General features: G+C 65.9%; 17 protein-coding genes. All 17 read right to left on the bottom strand.

Going from position 1 to position 17,146, the window contains the following annotated elements; translation table 11 throughout:
- Nucleotide 1: 1 nt before the first annotated feature.
- A complete protein-coding gene (locus tag A5744_RS09230; protein WP_076060295.1) occupies nucleotides 2–367 on the bottom strand; it encodes a F0F1 ATP synthase subunit epsilon in 366 nt (121 codons plus the stop codon).
- A gap of 24 nt (nucleotides 368–391) precedes the next feature.
- Entirely contained in the window at nucleotides 392–1,858 is a 1,467-nt protein-coding gene (gene atpD / locus A5744_RS09225) for a F0F1 ATP synthase subunit beta (RefSeq protein ID WP_076060294.1), read from the bottom strand.
- 20 nt (nucleotides 1,859–1,878) lie between these two features.
- A complete protein-coding gene (locus A5744_RS09220) occupies nucleotides 1,879–2,796 on the bottom strand; it encodes a F0F1 ATP synthase subunit gamma (protein WP_076060292.1) in 918 nt (305 codons plus the stop codon).
- Nucleotides 2,797–2,802: 6 nt separating this feature from the next.
- On the bottom strand, nucleotides 2,803–4,506 hold the full coding sequence (atpA, locus tag A5744_RS09215) for a F0F1 ATP synthase subunit alpha (RefSeq protein WP_076060290.1): 1,704 nt from the start codon (nucleotides 4,504–4,506) through the stop codon (nucleotides 2,803–2,805).
- A gap of 55 nt (nucleotides 4,507–4,561) precedes the next feature.
- On the bottom strand, nucleotides 4,562–5,902 hold the full coding sequence (locus tag A5744_RS09210) for a F0F1 ATP synthase subunit B/delta (RefSeq protein WP_076060289.1): 1,341 nt from the start codon (nucleotides 5,900–5,902) through the stop codon (nucleotides 4,562–4,564).
- 6 nt (nucleotides 5,903–5,908) lie between these two features.
- Nucleotides 5,909–6,427 carry a F0F1 ATP synthase subunit B gene (locus tag A5744_RS09205; protein ID WP_076060287.1) on the bottom strand — a complete coding sequence of 173 codons (519 nt, stop codon included), beginning with the start codon at nucleotides 6,425–6,427 and terminating at the stop codon, nucleotides 5,909–5,911.
- Nucleotides 6,428–6,447: 20 nt separating this feature from the next.
- Entirely contained in the window at nucleotides 6,448–6,693 is a 246-nt protein-coding gene (locus tag A5744_RS09200) for a F0F1 ATP synthase subunit C (RefSeq protein ID WP_066928722.1), read from the bottom strand.
- Nucleotides 6,694–6,740: 47 nt separating this feature from the next.
- Nucleotides 6,741–7,496 carry a F0F1 ATP synthase subunit A gene (gene atpB, locus A5744_RS09195; RefSeq protein WP_076060285.1) on the bottom strand — a complete coding sequence of 252 codons (756 nt, stop codon included), beginning with the start codon at nucleotides 7,494–7,496 and terminating at the stop codon, nucleotides 6,741–6,743.
- Complete coding sequence (locus A5744_RS09190) at nucleotides 7,489–7,950, bottom strand: ATP synthase subunit I (RefSeq protein WP_076060283.1); 462 nt, start codon at nucleotides 7,948–7,950, stop codon at nucleotides 7,489–7,491. Before A5744_RS09190 ends, atpB begins: the two co-directional genes overlap by 8 nt.
- Nucleotides 7,951–8,178: 228 nt before the next feature.
- Entirely contained in the window at nucleotides 8,179–9,396 is a 1,218-nt protein-coding gene (locus tag A5744_RS09185) for an MraY family glycosyltransferase (protein ID WP_139331303.1), read from the bottom strand.
- Between the two features lie 24 nt (nucleotides 9,397–9,420).
- Nucleotides 9,421–10,074 carry an L-threonylcarbamoyladenylate synthase gene (locus A5744_RS09180; RefSeq protein ID WP_076060282.1) on the bottom strand — a complete coding sequence of 218 codons (654 nt, stop codon included), beginning with the start codon at nucleotides 10,072–10,074 and terminating at the stop codon, nucleotides 9,421–9,423.
- Entirely contained in the window at nucleotides 10,067–10,915 is an 849-nt protein-coding gene (gene prmC, locus A5744_RS09175) for a peptide chain release factor N(5)-glutamine methyltransferase (RefSeq protein ID WP_076060280.1), read from the bottom strand. The genes A5744_RS09180 and prmC overlap by 8 nt, the downstream gene beginning before the upstream one ends.
- Entirely contained in the window at nucleotides 10,912–11,985 is a 1,074-nt protein-coding gene (gene prfA, locus A5744_RS09170) for a peptide chain release factor 1 (RefSeq protein ID WP_076060278.1), read from the bottom strand. Before prfA ends, prmC begins: the two co-directional genes overlap by 4 nt.
- 75 nt (nucleotides 11,986–12,060) lie before the next feature.
- Complete coding sequence (rpmE, locus tag A5744_RS09165) at nucleotides 12,061–12,312, bottom strand: 50S ribosomal protein L31 (protein WP_076060276.1); 252 nt, start codon at nucleotides 12,310–12,312, stop codon at nucleotides 12,061–12,063.
- A gap of 154 nt (nucleotides 12,313–12,466) precedes the next feature.
- Nucleotides 12,467–14,041 (bottom strand): fatty-acid--CoA ligase FadD1, encoded by a 1,575-nt coding sequence (gene fadD1, locus A5744_RS09160; RefSeq protein ID WP_076060274.1) that lies wholly within the window; start codon nucleotides 14,039–14,041, stop codon nucleotides 12,467–12,469.
- A gap of 24 nt (nucleotides 14,042–14,065) precedes the next feature.
- Nucleotides 14,066–15,922: a transcription termination factor Rho gene (rho, locus tag A5744_RS09155; protein WP_076060272.1), complete on the bottom strand. Its 1,857-nt coding sequence runs from the start codon at nucleotides 15,920–15,922 to the stop codon at nucleotides 14,066–14,068.
- Nucleotides 15,923–16,188: 266 nt separating this feature from the next.
- Nucleotides 16,189–17,136 carry a homoserine kinase gene (gene thrB, locus A5744_RS09145; protein WP_170874455.1) on the bottom strand — a complete coding sequence of 316 codons (948 nt, stop codon included), beginning with the start codon at nucleotides 17,134–17,136 and terminating at the stop codon, nucleotides 16,189–16,191.
- Between the last annotated feature and the right edge of the window lie 10 nt (nucleotides 17,137–17,146).

The raw sequence follows: 17,146 nt of genomic DNA, 5'->3' as shown, positions 1-17,146 counted from the left end.
GTCAGTCGATCGCGCCGACGGCGCGCAGTCTGGCGCGGCCCCTCGCGGCGATGCGGGGATCGTCGGACTCCGAATCTTCCTTCGCGGCGGCCTCGTCGATCTCCGACTCGAACTCCGCTGATTCGGCGAGAACGGTGACGGTCTCCTCGGTTACCGAGAGGAACCCACCGTCCACCGCGATCCGCAGATCGTCTTCGCCTTCCCGTTCGACGCGCACCATGGCGTCGTCGACCAGTTGCGCCACCAGCGGGATGTGGCGGGGCAGGATGCCGATTTCGCCGACGGTGGTGCGGGTGAACAGGAACGTCGCCTCGCCCGACCAGATCTTTCGGTCGACGGCGACGATCTCAACATTCAATTCCGCCATGCCACAACGCCTTTCGATTCAGCCTCAGGAATCCAGCTTGGCGCCGAAGCTTTCGGCTTTCTTGGCCAAGTCGTCGAGCCCACCGATCAGGAAGAAGGCCTGCTCGGGTATGTGGTCGAAGTCGCCCTTGGTCAGCTTGTCGAATGCCTCGATGGTCTCCTTGACCGGCACCGTCGAACCCGGCTGACCGGTGAACTGTTCGGCCGCCATCATGTTCTGCGAGAGGAACCGCTCGATGCGCCGGGCGCGCTGCACCAGCTGCTTGTCCTCTTCGGACAACTCGTCGATACCGAGGATGGCAATGATGTCCTGAAGGTCCTTGTAGCGCTGCAGGATTCGGATGACTTCCTGCGCCACGCGGTAGTGCTCGTCACCGACGACACCCGGGTCGAGGATGGTCGAGCTCGACGCCAGCGGGTCGACGGCGGGGAAGATGCCTTTGGAGAACACCGAACGCGAGAGCTCCGTGGTGGCGTCCAGGTGTGCGAACGTCGTCGCCGGCGCCGGGTCGGTGTAGTCGTCGGCGGGCACGTACACCGCTTGCATCGACGTAATCGAGCGGCCTCGCGTCGAGGTGATGCGCTCCTGCAGCTCGCCCATCTCGTCGGCCAGCGTGGGCTGGTATCCCACCGCCGACGGCATACGACCGAGCAGGGTCGACACCTCGGATCCCGCCTGGGTGAACCGGAAGATGTTGTCGATGAACAGCAGAACGTCCTGGCCCGCCTCGTCGCGGAACCACTCGGCCATTGTCAACGCCGACAGCGCGACCCGCATACGGGTGCCGGGCGGCTCGTCCATCTGACCGAACACCAGGGCGGTGTCCTTGAGCACGTCGGCTTCCTTGAGCTCGACCCACAGGTCGTTGCCCTCGCGGGTGCGCTCCCCCACCCCGGCGAAAACCGAAGTCCCACCGAAGTTTCGGGCAATACGGTTGATCATCTCCTGGATGAGCACCGTCTTGCCGACGCCGGCGCCGCCGAACAGCGCGATCTTGCCACCACGCACGTAGGGGGTGAGCAGATCGACGACCTTCAGGCCCGTCTCGAGCATCTCGGTGCGGGGCTCGAGCTCTTCGAACGCCGGGGGTTTGCGGTGAATCGACCAGTGGTCGAACTCTTCTCCGTACCCCGGCTTGTCGAGGCAGTACCCGAGGGCGTTGAAGACATGGCCCTTGACCCCCTCGCCGACCGGCACCGAGATCGAGTTGCCGCTGTCGGTTACCTCGACGCCGCGCACGAGGCCGTCGGTGGGCTGCAACGAGATGGTGCGCACCAGGTTGTCGCCCAGGTGCTGCGCAACCTCGAGCGTGAGGGTCTTCTTGAGCTCCTCGAAGGTGATGTCGGCGTTCAGCGCGTTGAACAGGTCCGGGACGGAGCCGCGCGGGAACTCGACGTCGACGACGGGCCCGGTGACCCGTACCACGCGGCCGTTGGTGTCGGAGTTCCCGGACTTCCCGCCGTCTTTGGTCTTCTCGTCAGTGGCAGTCATGTTTCTTCTTCCTCGTGGTGCTACTTAGCGTCGGCCAGCGCGTTTGCGCCGCCGACGATTTCGCTGATCTCCTGGGTGATCTGGGCCTGCCGCTCGCGGTTCGCCATCAGCGTCAGATCCTTGATCAAATCGTCTGCGTTGTCGGTGGCCGACTTCATCGCACGTTGGCGGGAAGCCAGCTCCGATGCCGCGGCTTCCAACAGCGCCGCGTACACACGGGTGGTCAGGTACCGCGGCAGCAACGCTTCGAACAGCGTCGTCGCATCGGGCTCAAACGAATACAGGGTATGCAGTTCGGGTTCTTCCTCGACGTACTCCACCACCAGCGGAGCGATCCGGTGGGCCACCGCCGTCTGCGACATCATCGACTTGAACTCCGAGTAGACGATGTGCAGTTCGTCAACCCCCTGGTCGCCCTGGTCGTCTGCCGACTCGTCGTCGCCCGCGCCCTTCATGAAGGTATCGACCAAAGTGGACCCGATCTCCGCGGCGTTTTCGTACTTGGGTTGCTCGGAGAATCCCGTCCACGAGTCGGTGATGTCCCAGTTGCGGAATTTGAAGTAGTTCAGCGCCTTACGGCCCACCGTGTACAGAACCGGCGTCTTTCCTTCCTCCCGTAGCAGGGAGAACAGCTCCTCGGAGCGACGAAAGACGCTGGAGTTGTACGCGCCACACAAACCGCGGTCGGAGGACACCACCAGGACGCCGGCCCGCTTCGGTTCCGCGCGCTCGACCAGCAAGGGGTGATCCAGGGCGGCCTCGGCGGACAGGGTGGTGAGCGTCGAGGTGATCTGGAATGCGTATGGCCGTGCGGAGTCCAGGCGGGTCTGCGCCTTGCCGATGCGCGATGTCGCGATCATCTCCTGAGCCTTGGTGATCTTTTTGATCGACCCCGCCGACCGAATGCGGCCGCGTAATTCGCGAAGTGTGGCAGCCATCGTTAGCTACTTCTTGTCCTTGCCGGAGTCCTTCTTGGAGTCCTTCTTGGAGTCCTTGGATTCCTTCTGGTCCTTGGGCTTCTCCTTTTTGACTTGCACCGACTCCTTTTCCAGCTCCTCCTCTTCCATCGGCTCGACGTGCTCGTCGGGCACCACGGACGAGCCGTCGCTGGCCGCGAAGCCCTTCTTGAAATGCTTGATGATCTCGGTGAGCTGGTTCTCGCCCTCTTCGGAGAGCTTCTGGCTGTCGCGGACCCCGGCCAGGAACTTCTCCTCGGAGGCCCGCATGTGGTCCAGCAGCTCGGTTTCGAAGCGCCTGACGTCTTCGACGGGCACGGAGTCCAGGTGGCCGCCGGTGCCCAGGAAGATCGAGACCACCTGCTCCTCGACCGGCATGGGCTGGTACTGCCGTTGCTTGAGCAGCTCGACCAGCCGTTCGCCGCGATCCAGCTGTGCCTTGGACGTGGCGTCCAAGTCGGACGCGAAGGCCGCGAACGATTCCAGCTCGCGGTACTGCGACAGGTCGAGACGCAGCGAGCCCGCGACCTCTTTCATGGCCTTGATCTGTGCCGCGCCACCGACGCGGGACACCGAGACGCCGACGTTGATGGCGGGCCGGACGCCCTGGTTGAACAGGTCGGACTCGAGGAAGCACTGCCCGTCGGTGATCGAGATGACGTTGGTCGGGATGTAGGCCGAGATGTCGTTGGCCTTCGTCTCGATGATCGGCAGCCCGGTCAGCGAGCCGCCGCCCAGGTCATCGGAAAGCTTCGCGCAACGCTCCAGCAGCCGCGAGTGCAGGTAGAACACGTCGCCCGGGTAGGCCTCGCGGCCCGGCGGGCGGCGCAGCAGCAAGGAGATCGCGCGGTACGCCTCGGCCTGCTTGCTCAGATCGTCGAAGACAATCAGCACATGCTTGCCGTCATACATCCAGTGCTGGGCGATTGCCGAACCGGTATAGGGCGCAAGCCATTTGAAGCCGGCGGAGTCTGACGCGGGCGCCGCGACGATGGTGGTGTAGTCCATCGCGCCGCCCTCTTCCAGCGCGCGGCGGACCGCCGCGATGGTGGTGCCCTTCTGACCGATAGCGACGTATACGCAACGCACCTGCTTGCGCTCGTCGCCCGACTCCCAGTTCTGCCGCTGGTTGAGGATGGTGTCGATGCAGACCGCGGTCTTGCCGGTCTTGCGGTCGCCGATGATCAGCTGACGCTGGCCGCGGCCGATCGGGGTCATCGCGTCGATGGCCTTGATTCCGGTCTGCAGCGGCTCTTTCACGCCTTGACGCTGCACCACCGACGGCGCCTGGATTTCCAGCGCGCGCCGCACGTCGGTGTCGATGTCGCCGCGCCCGTCGATCGGTTGGCCCAGCGGGTTGACGACCCGGCCCAGGAACGCGTCGCCGACCGGGACCGACAACACTTCGCCGGTGCGCTTGACCTGTTGGCCTTCTTCGATTTTCTCGAACTCACCCAGGATCACCGCGCCGACGCTGTGCTCGTCGAGGTTCAGCGCGACACCGAGCACCCCGCCCGGGAACTCGAGCAGCTCCTGGGTCATGACCGACGGCAAACCTTCGACGTGCGCGATGCCGTCCCCGGCGTCGACGACGGTACCGACTTCCTCGCGGGAGGTGTCGGAGGTGAAGGAGCCTACGTACTCCTCGACAGCGCTTTGGATGTCGTCAGCCGAGATTGTCAACTCTGCCATGGCTTTTCGTTCTTCCTACTTGATCGTCGTTCGCGTGGGATGTGGTTCGGGTGCTTTAGTCGGGTAGCTGGGCTTTGGCCGCGGCCAGACGGGACGCGAGCGTACCGTCGATCACCTCGTCGGCCACGGCGATGAGCAGTCCACCCAGCAGTTCGGCGTCGATCTGGAGATGCACCGTGACCGGATGACCGTAGATGCGGCTGAGCACTTCGGTGAGGCGAGTGCGCTGGGCGTCGCTGAGTTCGGCCGCGGCACTGACTTGCGCGACGATTTCGCCGCGCCGCGCCACCGCCACTTCGGCCAGGAGCTTCATGGCCTCCTCGGCCGGCTGGCCCCTCAGCAGCTCGACGGTCTGGGTGAGCAACGCCCTCGCGATCGGGGTGACCCTGCCGCTTGCGCTGTCAAGCACCTTGCGCAGCAACGCAACCCGTCCCTCGGCGGGGGCGGCGTAGTCGCCCAACAGGATGCCGAGCCGGGGCTGTGCCTCGAGGATGCGGGAAAACCGGAACAGTTGGTCTTCCACGTCATCGACCCGATCCTCGCGCTCGGCGACTTCCAGCAGCGCTTGCCGTGACACGTGCTCGATGGCATCGACCAGATCGGAGTTGGCGGACCAATGCTCCGAGACGGCCAACCGCAGCACGTCGAGCGTGGCGTCACCGACCTTGCCGGATACCAGCCGCTCGATCAGCCGGACACGGGGACCCGCGTCCTCGGCAGGCACGGTGAGATAGCGGGTGACAACGATTTCGCGGTCGAGCATTCGGGCTACCGACACCAGCTCGGCCGAGAGCGTGGTGAGCCCCTTGTTGTCCAGGTCCTTGGCCAGGTCGTTGAACCGCTCCGACAGGTCGCCCAGCGCCAGCCGACTGGCCGAGCGCATCTTCTTCAGCAGCGGGTACTCGACCAGGGCCGATGCGGGCGCCATCTCGTCGAGCTCGTCGAGAAATCGGTCGACCGTCGCCGCCTGCTGGTCCGCATCGGCGACATAGCTGCGCACCAATTCGCCTGCCTGGCGCACGGATTCGTGGCCCAGCTCCAGGCGAAGCTGACGGGTGAGCTGGGTCCGCATGAGCTCGATCTGGCTGGCGCCCTGCGCCTTGATGCGTTCGGCCTCGACCTCGGCCTGGGCCTGCAATTGCTCGGCGATGCGTACCGCGTCCGTCTTGGCCTCTTCGACGACCCGCTTCGCCTCTTCCTTGGCGGCTTCCACGGCCTTGCTGTGTGCCTCGGTCGACTCGGTCAACCGGGTGGCGGCCGCGGCCGAGTCCTCCAGCTGTTGGCGCACCGCGCTCTGCCGGGCGGTCATCAGGTTACGCACCGGCGGCACGACGTACCGCACCACCAGGAACACGATGACCGCGAACCCGATTAATTGTCCGATGAAGGTCGACATTGATGATTACCTTGTCGCGGCCGAGGTCGTCACGTCGACGCCGAGGATCCGGCTGGCCAGGGTCGCCGACATCGTTCCGACGTTGGCGCGCAGATCCAGTTCCACTGCGTCCCTTTCCCGTTTCAATTGCTCGGAGGCAACCTGCACCGTCGACATCACCTCTTGCTCGGCACGGGCCCGCGCGTCTTCGACGACCTTGCGGCCGTCCGCGCGCGCGTCGTCGCGGAACGACGATGCCTGCACGCGGGCTTCCTTCATGGCCGCCTCGTAATCGGCCTGCGCCGCTTCGAACTGCTCGGCCGATTTCTTGTTGTCGGCAGCGGTTTTGGCGACCATGGCGTCGCGTTCGCGCAGCACCTTCAGAATCGGCGGCACCACGAAGGTGCCGATGACGGCGAGCACGATCAGGAAGATGGCCAGCACAAAGAAGAAGGTGCCGTTGGGGACGAGGAAGTTACTGCCACCCTTGCCGCCCTCTGCTACCACCTGGCTGGCCGCCAAAACCATAGGGTTCACTTCACCCATTGCAACCCATCACAGCCGAACTACGTGACGGGGGTGGCGAAGACGAACAACGCCATGAACGCCAGGTTGATGAAGTAGGCCGCCTCAACCAGACCGACCGTGATGAAGAACGGCGTGAACAACCGGCCCTGCGCCTCCGGTTGCCGGGCGATACCCGAAACCAGCGCGTTACCGGCGATACCGTCACCTATACCGGCTCCGATTGCGCCGCCACCCATGATGATTCCACCGCCGATGAGAGCACCGGCAGCGATAGTGGGGTCCATTCTTTCCTCCTTTATGTGGTGGCTATCTGGTAGCGGTCTACCAGGTTTCAGTCATGGTGCTCCTCGAGCTCCATGGCTTGGCTGAAGTACAAGATCGTCAGAATCGAGAAGATGAAGGCCTGGATCGCCCCGACGAACAAGTCGAACGATTTCCAGATCGCGTTGGGCGCCCACATGATGTACGGCGGGAACATCGCGATCAGGGCGACCAAGATGCCGCCGGCGAAGATGTTGCCAAAGAGTCGGAGCGACAACGAGATCGGCTTCGCCAGCTCTTCGACGACGTTGATCGGCGCCAGAAATGCCACGTGCCCCTTGAGCACCTTGATGGGGTGCCCGACGATGCCGCGGCGCCAGATTCCGGCGACGTGATAGCAAACGAACACGAAAAGAGCCAGCGCCAGAACGTAATTGATGTCCGCCGCCGCCGACTTGAGCAACTCGGTGGTGTGGCCGGATTTGTCGGTGTACTGCAGCGGCAGCACCGACAGCCAGTTGGAGATCAGGATGAACACGAAGATCGTGACCGCCAGCGGCAGCACGAACGGCGCGATGCGCATCCCGACGGCGGCCTCGATCTGGTTGCGCATCTGGATGGTGAGCGCCTCCCAGAACAACTGGACTCCGCTGGGAACGCCGCTCGACGTGATCTTGGCGCGCAGGAAGAAGGCCAGGGCGATCACGATCACCGCCGCGATCGCGGTCGACAGGACGGTGTCGGTGTTGACGGTCATTCCGAGCCAGGTCGCGGTGGTGTGCTCGCCGACCTCGATTTGGGACCCGGCCAGGATCGTCTCAGTCATCGCTGGTGCTCCCTCCTTCCGCATCCGAGCCGGTCGCCGCCGGCTCGCCGGTGCGCAGCTTCTTCCAGACCGGCAGCGCGGTCGACGCGACCAGCAGCACCTGGAAGAGCGCCAGTCCGAACATCGCACCCAAGCCGTTCGGCCGGAAGACGTAGGCAATGATCAGCGCGACCACGGTGATGATCGCCAACCGTGTCGCCGAGTTGAGGGCCATCGAGCTCTTCAGTGGATGGTCTTTCGCGGTGATCGAGGCGACCGAGCGCCGCACCAGGAGTGCGTTGAGCAAACCCAACAGCAACCCGACGCCGAAGAACACGCCGAACATGAGGTGACCCGACAATCCGGCGGCCAGGATCGCCAGCGCGGTGATCCCGGCGCTGATCACAAACAGCCGAACCGGACGGAAAGCAACAGAGGGAAACACCAACGGCGCGTCCTGCGCTGGTGTCGTCACTGCAGCACCTCAATCCCAGGTAGTGGAGCGGAAGTCCCCCGACCGACCGATCGGTGGCCCGCCGAGCGTATCGCACGTCACACTGGAATCACCCAAGGGGTAGCTCCCTTTGTCGGTCGTGAATCGGCGCGACCGGATAAGCGTCCGGCGGGCCGGCTGGCCGGCAACCCTCGAGGCTTCAATTCGGGGTTCTACCAGCACCGTATCATACGGCGACCGAAACTACTACTAGCTGTCGTAGTCCTCGTCTTCGTAGTCGTCGCGGCGGCGCAGGAGCGGGATCGCCGTCGCCACCCCGGCCACCACGATGGCCCCCAGCATCACCGCGCCGGTATCGCGGGGGTTGAAAAATATCGTGCTCGCGGCGCCGAACGCGACGATGCCGACCCATAGATAGATGAGCAGGACCACCCGGCGATGCGAATGACCGATCTGCAGCAACCGATGGTGCAGGTGCATCTTGTCGGGGCTGAACGCGCTGCGCCCGGCGCGGGTCCGGCGCACGATCGCCAGCAGCAGATCGAGCATCGGAAAGAACATGACCGCCACCACCAGCAGGAAGGGCGACAGCAGAGCAAACACATCGCGAGCACCGTAGGCGTTCTGCGAGATGGGTCCGGCGGCCGTCGTGGATGCCGCGGCGAGCATCAAACCGATCAGCATCGAGCCGGAGTCGCCCATGAAGATCTTGGCCCGGTGGAAGTTGTGCGGCAGAAAGCCCAGACAGGCCCCCGCCAGCACCACCGAAATCACCGCGGGCGGGTAGAACAGCACGTCACCGCCGTGGTCGCGGAGCAGACCTACCGAGAACATGCATATCGCCATCGCCATGATGAGACCCACCCCGGCGGCCAGCCCGTCGAGCCCGTCCACGAAGTTCATCGCGTTGACGACCGACACGGTCAGCGCCAGGGTGAGCAGGATCGACGAGGCCTGGTCAAGGACCACCGTGCCGACACCGCCCAACGGGATATAGATGACACTCCATGCGACGCCCATGGTGACCAGCACGCTCGCCGCGGTGATCTGGCCGGCGAACTTGGTCAGCGCATCCAGGCCCCAGCGGTCGTCGATCAGGCCGATGCCCATGATCACCGCGCCGGCCACCAGCACCGCGGGCATTCCGGTGGAATAGACGAATCCGCGGGTCAGCGCGGGAAGCTGCGACGCCAGGAAGACGGCGCTGACAACGCCGACAAACATGGCTAGCCCGCCCATCCGCGGGGTCGGGGTCACGTGCACATCGCGTTCCCGCGGATAGGCGACCGCTCCCAATCGGGTGGCCAGTACCCGCACCGGTCCGGTGGCGAAGTAGGTGATGATGGCCGCGGTCAGCCCGACGAGGGCAAGCTCGCGCAGCGGGACACCGGCGCCGCGATCGGACAGGGCGAACAAGCCACCGGCAAGGCTGGCTAGGTCGCTGGACACGTCGAGACCGTACTGCACCAACCTGAGATCCACCGCGCCGAGCTAGGCGATGAGGCTTCCCGGGTCCGTCCCGAGCACTTCGGCGATCCGTTCGGCGCTGACCGGCCCCGCCCGCAGGATGCGCGGCGCGGCTCCGGTCAGGTCGACGATCGTGGACGCGGCCTGTTGCTCGGATGGGCCCGCGTCGAGATAGACGTCGACGAGGTCGCCGAGTTGGTTGCGCGCTTCGTCGGCGTTCACCGCCGGCGAGCGGCCGGAGACGTTGGCGCTGGAAACCGCCATCGGTCCGACCTCACGCAACAGCTCGATGGCGACGGGGTGCAGCGGCATTCGCAGCATCACGGTTCCGCGGGCATCGCCGAGATCCCACTGCAGCGACGGCGCTTGTGTCACTACCAAACTCAGTGCGCCCGGCCAGAATGCGCGGATCAGTTCGCGGGCGCCGTCGGGCATCGTGTAGACCAGCCCCTCGATCGTGTGCCAGGAGCCGACCAGCACCCCCACCGGCATGTCGCGGCCGCGGCCCTTCGCCGAGAGCAGCGCGGCCACGGCGGTGCCGTCGAACGCGTCGGCACCGATGCCGTACACGGTGTCCGTCGGCATGACGACCAGCCGGCCGCCCTTCAACGCCCCCGCCGCCGAGGAGATTCCCAGCGAACGCTGGTCGGGGTCGGCACAGTCGAATACCTCAGCCACGGATCCCCCTTCTGCGCGCCGTCACAAACCTTGGCCTGCCGGTCAGATCATGCCGCGCCTGGACGTCATCGAAAAGCCCTGTGCTCTCCACCAATTCGACGGTCCGCGACGACGTGGTGTCATCGTGCTCGACGGCGAACAGACCACCGACGCCCAGCCAGCGCCCGGCGAGGCGCACCACGGCGGCGATCACCGTCATGCCGTCCGGCCCGCCGAACACCGCGTGCGGCGGATCATGTTGGGCCACTTCGGGTTCCAGGACGACGCTGTCGGGAACGTAGGGCGGGTTCGCGACGAGTAGGTCAACCCGCCCGTCCAACTCGGGCAGCAGGCCCGATGCGGTGACATCGGCGCGGACGAGTTCGACTTCGGTGCCCTCGATGTTGTGGCGCGCGTAGTCGAGCGCGGCCTCGTCGTCGTCGATACCGATGACCCGGGCGGCGGGACGGTGCCGGGCCAGCGCCACGGCCAATGCGCCGGATCCGGTGCACACATCGACGATCAGCGGTCGGGCGGCCAGTGGCTGCGCGGAGGCCCACGCGAACAGCGACTCCGTCTCCGGGCGCGGTATGAAGACGCCGGGGCCGACGTGCAGCAGCACCGGGCCAAACGCCGCCGTCCCGATGAGATGCTGCAGCGGAACCCGCCGCGAGCGCGCGGCGACGGCGTCGGCGTAACGCGGGAGAAATTCGTCGTCGATGGACTCGACCAGGCTCAGCCGACCGCGATCGGTGCCCGCGAGATGCGCGGCCAATTCCTCCGCGTCGAAACGCGCAGAGTCGATCCCCGCTTCGGCCAGTTGCGCCGCAGCAGAGTCGATTGCGCGCCGCAGGACTGTCATGCCTGTTGCAACCGCGACTGCTTGTCGGCGGCGCTCAGCGCGTCGAACAACGCGTCCAGGTCGCCGTCGAGCACCTGGTCGAGATTGTGTGACTTGTAACCGATTCGGTGATCCGTGATCCGGTTCTCCGGGAAGTTGTAGGTGCGAATTCGTTCGCTGCGGTCTACCGTGCGGATCTGGCTCGCGCGGTCCGCCGACGCGTCGGCCAGCGCCTGCTCCTCGGCGATCGCCTGCAGGCGCGCCGCCAGCACCTGCAACGCGCGGGTTTTGTTCTGCAGCTGGGAGCGTTCGTTTTGACAGGTGACGACGATCCCGGTGGGCAGGTGCGTGATTCGCACCGCGGAGTCGGTGGTGTTGACGCCCTGCCCGCCCTTGCCGGACGAGCGGTACACGTCGATGCGCAGATCCGACTCGTCGATCTGCACCTCGCCGACCTCCTCGGGCTCCGGATAGACCAGCACGCCCGCCGCCGAAGTGTGCACGCGGCCTTGGGATTCCGTCACCGGGACGCGCTGCACCCGGTGCACGCCGCCCTCGAATTTCATTCGCGACCAGACGCCGTCGGCCGTGTCGCCCTTGCTGGAAATAGCCAGCGTCGCGTCTTTGTAGCCGCCGAGGTCCGACGTGGTTTCGTCCAGGACAGTCACGTTCCAGCCGTGCCGCTCGGCGTAGCGGATGTACATCCTGGCCAGGTCGGCGGCGAACAGTGCCGATTCTTCGCCGCCCTCACCGGATTTGACTTCCAGCACGATGTCGTCGGCGTCATGCGGGTCGCGCGGCGCCAGCATGTCGGTGAGTTGGGTATCCAGTTCAGCGACCCGGGATTCCAGTTCGGTGACCTCGTCGGCGAACGACTCGTCGTCGGCGGCCAGTTCGCGGGCGGTCTCCAGATCACCGCGGGCCGCCACCAGCTTGTTATAGGTGGCGATGATCGGGGCCAGCCGGGCGAACCGGCGTCCGGCTTTGCGCGCCTCGTCGGGATTGCTGTGCAGCTCGGGATCGGCCAGCCGCTGCTCGAGGGCGGCATGCTCGGCGAGCAGCACGTCGATCGTCTGCACCGGCTGCGTCATGTCACCTCCTCCCGCAAACGCAAACCGACGCCCGGCCTGTGCGAAATCAGCACAGTTCGGGCGTCGGTGAGCCAGCTATTTGTCGGCCTGCTCCGGCGCGGCCGCCTCCGCGGCGCCGCCCTTGCGCTTGCCGTAGCGCTTTTCGAAACGCGCCACCCGGCCGCCGCTGTCCAGGATCTTCTGCTTGCCGGTGTAGAACGGGTGGCATTGCGAGCAGACCTCGACGACGATGTGGCCGCCGGGCTTGGTGCTACGGGTGGTGAAGGTATTGCCGCACCCGCAGTGGACCGTGGTCTCCTCGTACGCGGGGTGAATGTCAGCTTTCATGTGTCCTCTTTGATCGTTGGCCGCCCGGACCGGGCGCGAACTCCATTGACCTGATCTGGTCCTTTGGGGTAGTCGACCGTCGATTATGCCAGGTCAACCTACATCAGCCCAAACGCCGAGCAGGGCGCCGGCATTCCCGGGGACGCCGGCGGCATCAGGCCGGGTTGTAGACGCCGGTTTTTCCGATACGCGTCCACAGCACACCGCCGTCGGGCTTGGTGCCGCGGGCGGCCAGCTCCCGCTTGATGATCTTGTTGGTCGCCGTGGTGGGCAGTCGGTCGGTGAGCCACACATGCCGCGGCCACGCCTTGGGGGATAGATCGGGCTGTTCGGCCAGGAACCGGCCGAACTCCTCGGGCGTCAGGGCGACGCCGTCGCGCAACACGATCGCCGCCATGACCTGGTCGCCGACCTGTTCGTCGGGTACCGCATAGACCGCCGCGTGGCTGACCGATGTCAACCTTTGCAGGATCCGCTCGATGGGCGCCGTGGTCATGTTCTCCCCGTCGACGCGCAACCAGTCACCGCTGCGTCCGGCGAAGTAGATCCAGCCGTCGGCGTCCCGGTAGGCGAGATCGCCCGACCAGAACATGCCGTTTCGAAGTCGGCTGTCGGTGGCCTGCGGGTCGTTGTAGTAGCCGGCGAACAATCCCGCGCCGGTGGTGTTGACCAGCTCCCCTATCGCCTCGTCGGCGTTGGTGAGCGCGCCGTCGTCGCCGAAAGTCGCGACCGGACACTCGGCCAGGGTGTCCGGGTTGTAGATGGCGACACCGGGAAAACCCCGGCCCAACGACCCGGGCGGGCAGCCGTCCTCGCGAGTGATGATGATGGCGCCCTCGGTGGAGCCGAAGCCGTCCCACACCGTGCAGTCGAAGCGACGGCTGAACTCGGCGATGTCGCGATCGCTCGCCTCGTTGCCGACCGCGACCCGCAGCGGGTTGTCGCGGTCGTCGGGCCGCTCGGGCGTGGCGAGCACAAAGGCCAGTGGTTTGCCGACGTAGTTCATGAAGGTGGCCCCGTAGCGGCGCAGGTCGGCCAGCAGCCGGGATGCCGAGAAGGTGGCGGGAACCATCGCCGCTCCGGCGCCCGCCGCCACGCTCCACCCGGTGAATAGGGCGTTGGCGTGAAACAGCGGCATCGCCATGTAGCAGACATCGGACGCGTCCAGCCCGAACCGCGCGATCAGCGTAGCGCCGGCGAACAGCACGGTGAGATGGGTGACCTGCACCGCCTTCGGGTCGCCGCTGGTGCCCGAGGTGAACATCATCATGAACGTGTCGGTAGCGCTGACCTCGCGATAGGGAGTCAGCGGCCCGGCCTCGTCGAGCAGCGCCCGCCAGGCCTCACCGGACACGTCGAACACCCGCACACCGGGCAGCTCGAGACCGTCCAGCATTGCCTTGTGCGCCGGATCGGTGAGCAGGATCTGGCAGTCCGCGTGCACGATGTCCCTGGCCAGGGCGGCGCCACGGCGGGTGTCATTGATCCCGCAGAGCACGTACCCGCCCAATGCCGCCGCCGCCATGGCGGTGAGCATCTCGGGGGTATTACCCAGGAGCGTGCCGACGTGCAGCGGGCGGTCCGGATCGGCGACGCGGATCAGGGCCGCGGCGGTGGCGGCCGCATCGGAAAGATGCTGGCGCCAGGTCCAGACCCGCTCGCCGCATTTCAGCGCCGGGGTGTCCTGGTCCAGGCGTTCGCGAAGCAGCTGCTGAAGCGTTTCCGCCACGGCCGGCCTCGCGCGAGCTGCCCGCTAGTCGGTATCCATGGATCCAGGCGTCGTCTTGGACACCTGAACCAGGAACTCGTAGTTGGTCTTCGTCTTGCGCAGCTGCGACATCAGCAAATCGATGGCCTGGTGGGAATCCAGCCCCGACAGCACGCGGCGAAGCTTGTGCACAATGCCGAACTCGTCGGGCGAGAGCAACAGCTCGTCCTTTCGGGTGCCCGACGGGTTCACGTCGACCGCGGGGAAGACACGGCGTTCGGAGATCTTGCGGTCCAGCTTGAGCTCGGCGTTACCGGTGCCCTTGAACTCCTCGAAGATGACCGTGTCACCGGTGGACCCCGTCTCGACCATCGCGGTGGCGATGATGGTCAGCGACCCGCCTTCCTCGATGTTGCGCGCGGCGCCCAGGAAGCGCTTGGGCGGATACAGCGCGGTGGAGTCGACACCACCGGACAGGATGCGGCCCGACGCGGGCGATGCGTTGTTGTAAGCGCGCCCCAGGCGGGTGATCGAGTCCAGCAGCACGACGACGTCCTTGCCCTGCTCGACGAGCCGCTTGGCACGCTCGATCGCCAGCTCGGCGACCGAGGTGTGGTCCGAAGGCGGCCGGTCGAACGTCGACGCGATGACCTCGCCCTTGACCGAGCGCTGCATGTCGGTGACCTCCTCCGGCCGCTCGTCGACGAGCACGACCATGAGGTGGCATTCCGGGTTGTTCTTGGTGATCGCGTTGGCGATGTCCTGCAGGATCGTCGTCTTACCGGCCTTGGGCGGCGACACGATCAGCGCGCGCTGCCCCTTGCCGATCGGCATGATCAGGTCGATGACGCGGGTGGTGAGCCGGTCCGGGGTGGTTTCCAGACGCAGCCGCTGGTTGGGGTACAACGGCGTCAGCTTGGAGAAATCGGGCCGCTTCTTGGCGTCTTCGACGGATCCGCCGTTGATGGTGTCGAGGCGGACCAGCGGGTTGAACTTCTGGCGCTGGTTGGGCTGCTCGCCTTCGCGGGGCACCCGAACCGCGCCTGTCACCGCGTCGCCGCGGCGCAGGCCGTTCTTGCGGACCATGTTCATGGAGACGTAGACGTCGTGCGGACCGGCGAGGTAGCCGGAGGTGCGGACGAACGCGTAATTGTCGAGGACGTCAAGGATGCCGGCCACCGGCTGAACGACGTCGTCCTCGCGCAGTTCGGCGTCGGCGCCGTCGCCACCTCGTTCACCGCGGCGCCGGCGGTCGCGCTCGCGGAACCGGCGTCCCCGCCGGCCCTGACGCCCCTCGCCGTCGTCGTCTTGCTGGTTCGAGCCGCCGCGATTCTGCTGGCCGCCCGACGCTTGCTGGTCGCCGCCGGCGTCCTGCCCCCGCTCGTCGGTCTTGGTGTCCTGTCGGCCCCCTTGACGCTTGTCGGCCTCGCCAGACTTCTCGGCCTCGCCGGAGGTCTTGCTGTCGCGGACGCCCTCGCGATCCGCCTCGTCGGCGGTGCGGGTGCCCGATCCTGCGTCACGGGTCGCGGCGCGCCGTTCCCGGCGCGGGCCGTCGGTCGCCGAATCGTTCTGTTCCCCTTGGGGTTCCCCTTCGGCGACAGGCGCTTCGACAGTTGTCGTGTCGGATTTGTCGGCGGCGTCAGGAGAGGCAGTGGGGGCCGACGCACCGTTGGCCTGTCCCCTGATTTCCTGAATCGCTGCAATTAGTTCGTTTTTGCGCATGCCTGACGTCCCCTTGACGCCGGCACGGTTAGCCAGCGCGCGCAGCTCGGGTAGCACCATGGTGGACAGGGAGCCAACCGGGACTTCGCTTTTGGCGTCTGGCGTGTCTGTGTTCACGGGATTCGACGGCTGACTGCCATCGGTACTTTCGCTCGCCGTGAACAGGTCCGTATCGGTCACGGATTTCCTTTCTTCCCCCGTTGATCACGTGATATGGGGGTTCGTTGCATTCAGCCAAATTGCCGAGTGCGACCAATCATCGACTCTGCAACGGTGATCGCCTTGATCGGCGGAGTAAGCGGCGAACCTCGTTCACGAGAAGAATTGGTGTTGTCCTAGCGGCAAGGCAGTATGTATGCAGATGCAGATCCTGCGATTGCTGGACGGCTCCGAGGATAACCCGCATCCCTGTCGGAAGCAAGCAAACCCTCCGGCCACGCTGTGGATTAACTGGGAACCGTGACTCCCGGGCTCCAGCGAACTGCTTCGCCGGCGGTCATCTCGGTGATGGTAAATCCGTTCGCGGCGCCGTACTCCAGCACTTCCGAGGGTAGTTCCGGCTCTGTAGTCAGTGCGATGAGCGACGGCCCAGCCCCCGAAAGTGTCGCTACCACGTTATTACGCCGCAGCAGTCGCAAATATTCCGACGAGGCGGGCATCGCCGGTGCGCGCTGGGGTTGATGGAGCACGTCCTCGGTGGCCGCCATCAACAGATCCGGCCGCTCGGTCAGCGCCACCACCAGCAACGCGGCGCGGCTGACGTTGAACGTCGCATCGTCGTGGCTGACCTGGGCGGGTAACAGCACCCGGGTCTCCGCGGTCAATGAGCGCGCTTCGGGGATCGCGCAGTACAGATGGATGCCGGGGTGAAGTCGCAGCGGAACGGCCGAGTATTTGGCATCGTCGCCCGCACGGTCGGTCCACGACACGACCGCACCACCTAAGACCGCCGCGGCGGCGTTGTCGGGATGACCTTCGAACTCGGAGGACAGCTGGATCAGCTCAGCGTCGGTCAGCGGCATCGAATCCGTTTGTGCGACAAGGCCGTTCACCGCCGCGAGGCCGCCGACCACCGCCGCCGCGGAGGAGCCCAGGCCACACGAATGCGGGATGGCGTTGCGGCAGCGCACCACCAGGCCCGCGGCCTTGACTCCTACGGCGCGCAACCCGCATTCGACGGCGCGCACCACGAGATGCTCGGGACCGAGTGGCACCTGCCCGGCGCCCTCCCCCTCGACTTCGACGGTCAGGCCGGAATCCGTTGTCTCCACGATGATCTCGTCGATGAGGCTCAGGGCCAGGCCGATGCTGTCGAAACCCGGGCCGAGATTCGCGCTTGACGCCGACACCACGGCGCTCGCCACCAGCCCGGCCGGCAGAATCTGGCTCACCAAAAGGCCTTAA

The sequence above is a fragment of the Mycobacterium sp. IS-1264 genome (assembly GCF_001954195.1).
GTDB lineage: Bacteria > Actinomycetota > Actinomycetes > Mycobacteriales > Mycobacteriaceae > Mycobacterium.
Note: the sequence above shows the minus strand (reverse complement) of the source record. Positions and strands in the feature narration are given on the sequence as shown.

Bases quoted from the DNA above. Each gene is read 5' to 3' on its own strand.
- prmC (WP_076060280.1), bottom strand. From the start codon at position 10,915: ATGACAGTCCTGCGGCGCGCAATCGACTCTGCTGCGGCGCAACTGGCC.
- A5744_RS09210 (WP_076060289.1), bottom strand. From the start codon at position 5,902: ATGTCGACCTTCATCGGACAATTAATCGGGTTCGCGGTCATCGTGTTC.
- A5744_RS09230 (WP_076060295.1), bottom strand. From the start codon at position 367: ATGGCGGAATTGAATGTTGAGATCGTCGCCGTCGACCGAAAGATCTGG.
- atpD (WP_076060294.1), bottom strand. From the start codon at position 1,858: ATGACTGCCACTGACGAGAAGACCAAAGACGGCGGGAAGTCCGGGAAC.
- A5744_RS09220 (WP_076060292.1), bottom strand. From the start codon at position 2,796: ATGGCTGCCACACTTCGCGAATTACGCGGCCGCATTCGGTCGGCGGGG.
- rpmE (WP_076060276.1), bottom strand. From the start codon at position 12,312: ATGAAAGCTGACATTCACCCCGCGTACGAGGAGACCACGGTCCACTGC.
- A5744_RS09200 (WP_066928722.1), bottom strand. From the start codon at position 6,693: ATGGACCCCACTATCGCTGCCGGTGCTCTCATCGGCGGTGGAATCATC.
- A5744_RS09205 (WP_076060287.1), bottom strand. From the start codon at position 6,427: ATGGGTGAAGTGAACCCTATGGTTTTGGCGGCCAGCCAGGTGGTAGCA.
- prfA (WP_076060278.1), bottom strand. From the start codon at position 11,985: ATGACGCAGCCGGTGCAGACGATCGACGTGCTGCTCGCCGAGCATGCC.
- atpA (WP_076060290.1), bottom strand. From the start codon at position 4,506: ATGGCAGAGTTGACAATCTCGGCTGACGACATCCAAAGCGCTGTCGAG.
- atpB (WP_076060285.1), bottom strand. From the start codon at position 7,496: ATGACTGAGACGATCCTGGCCGGGTCCCAAATCGAGGTCGGCGAGCAC.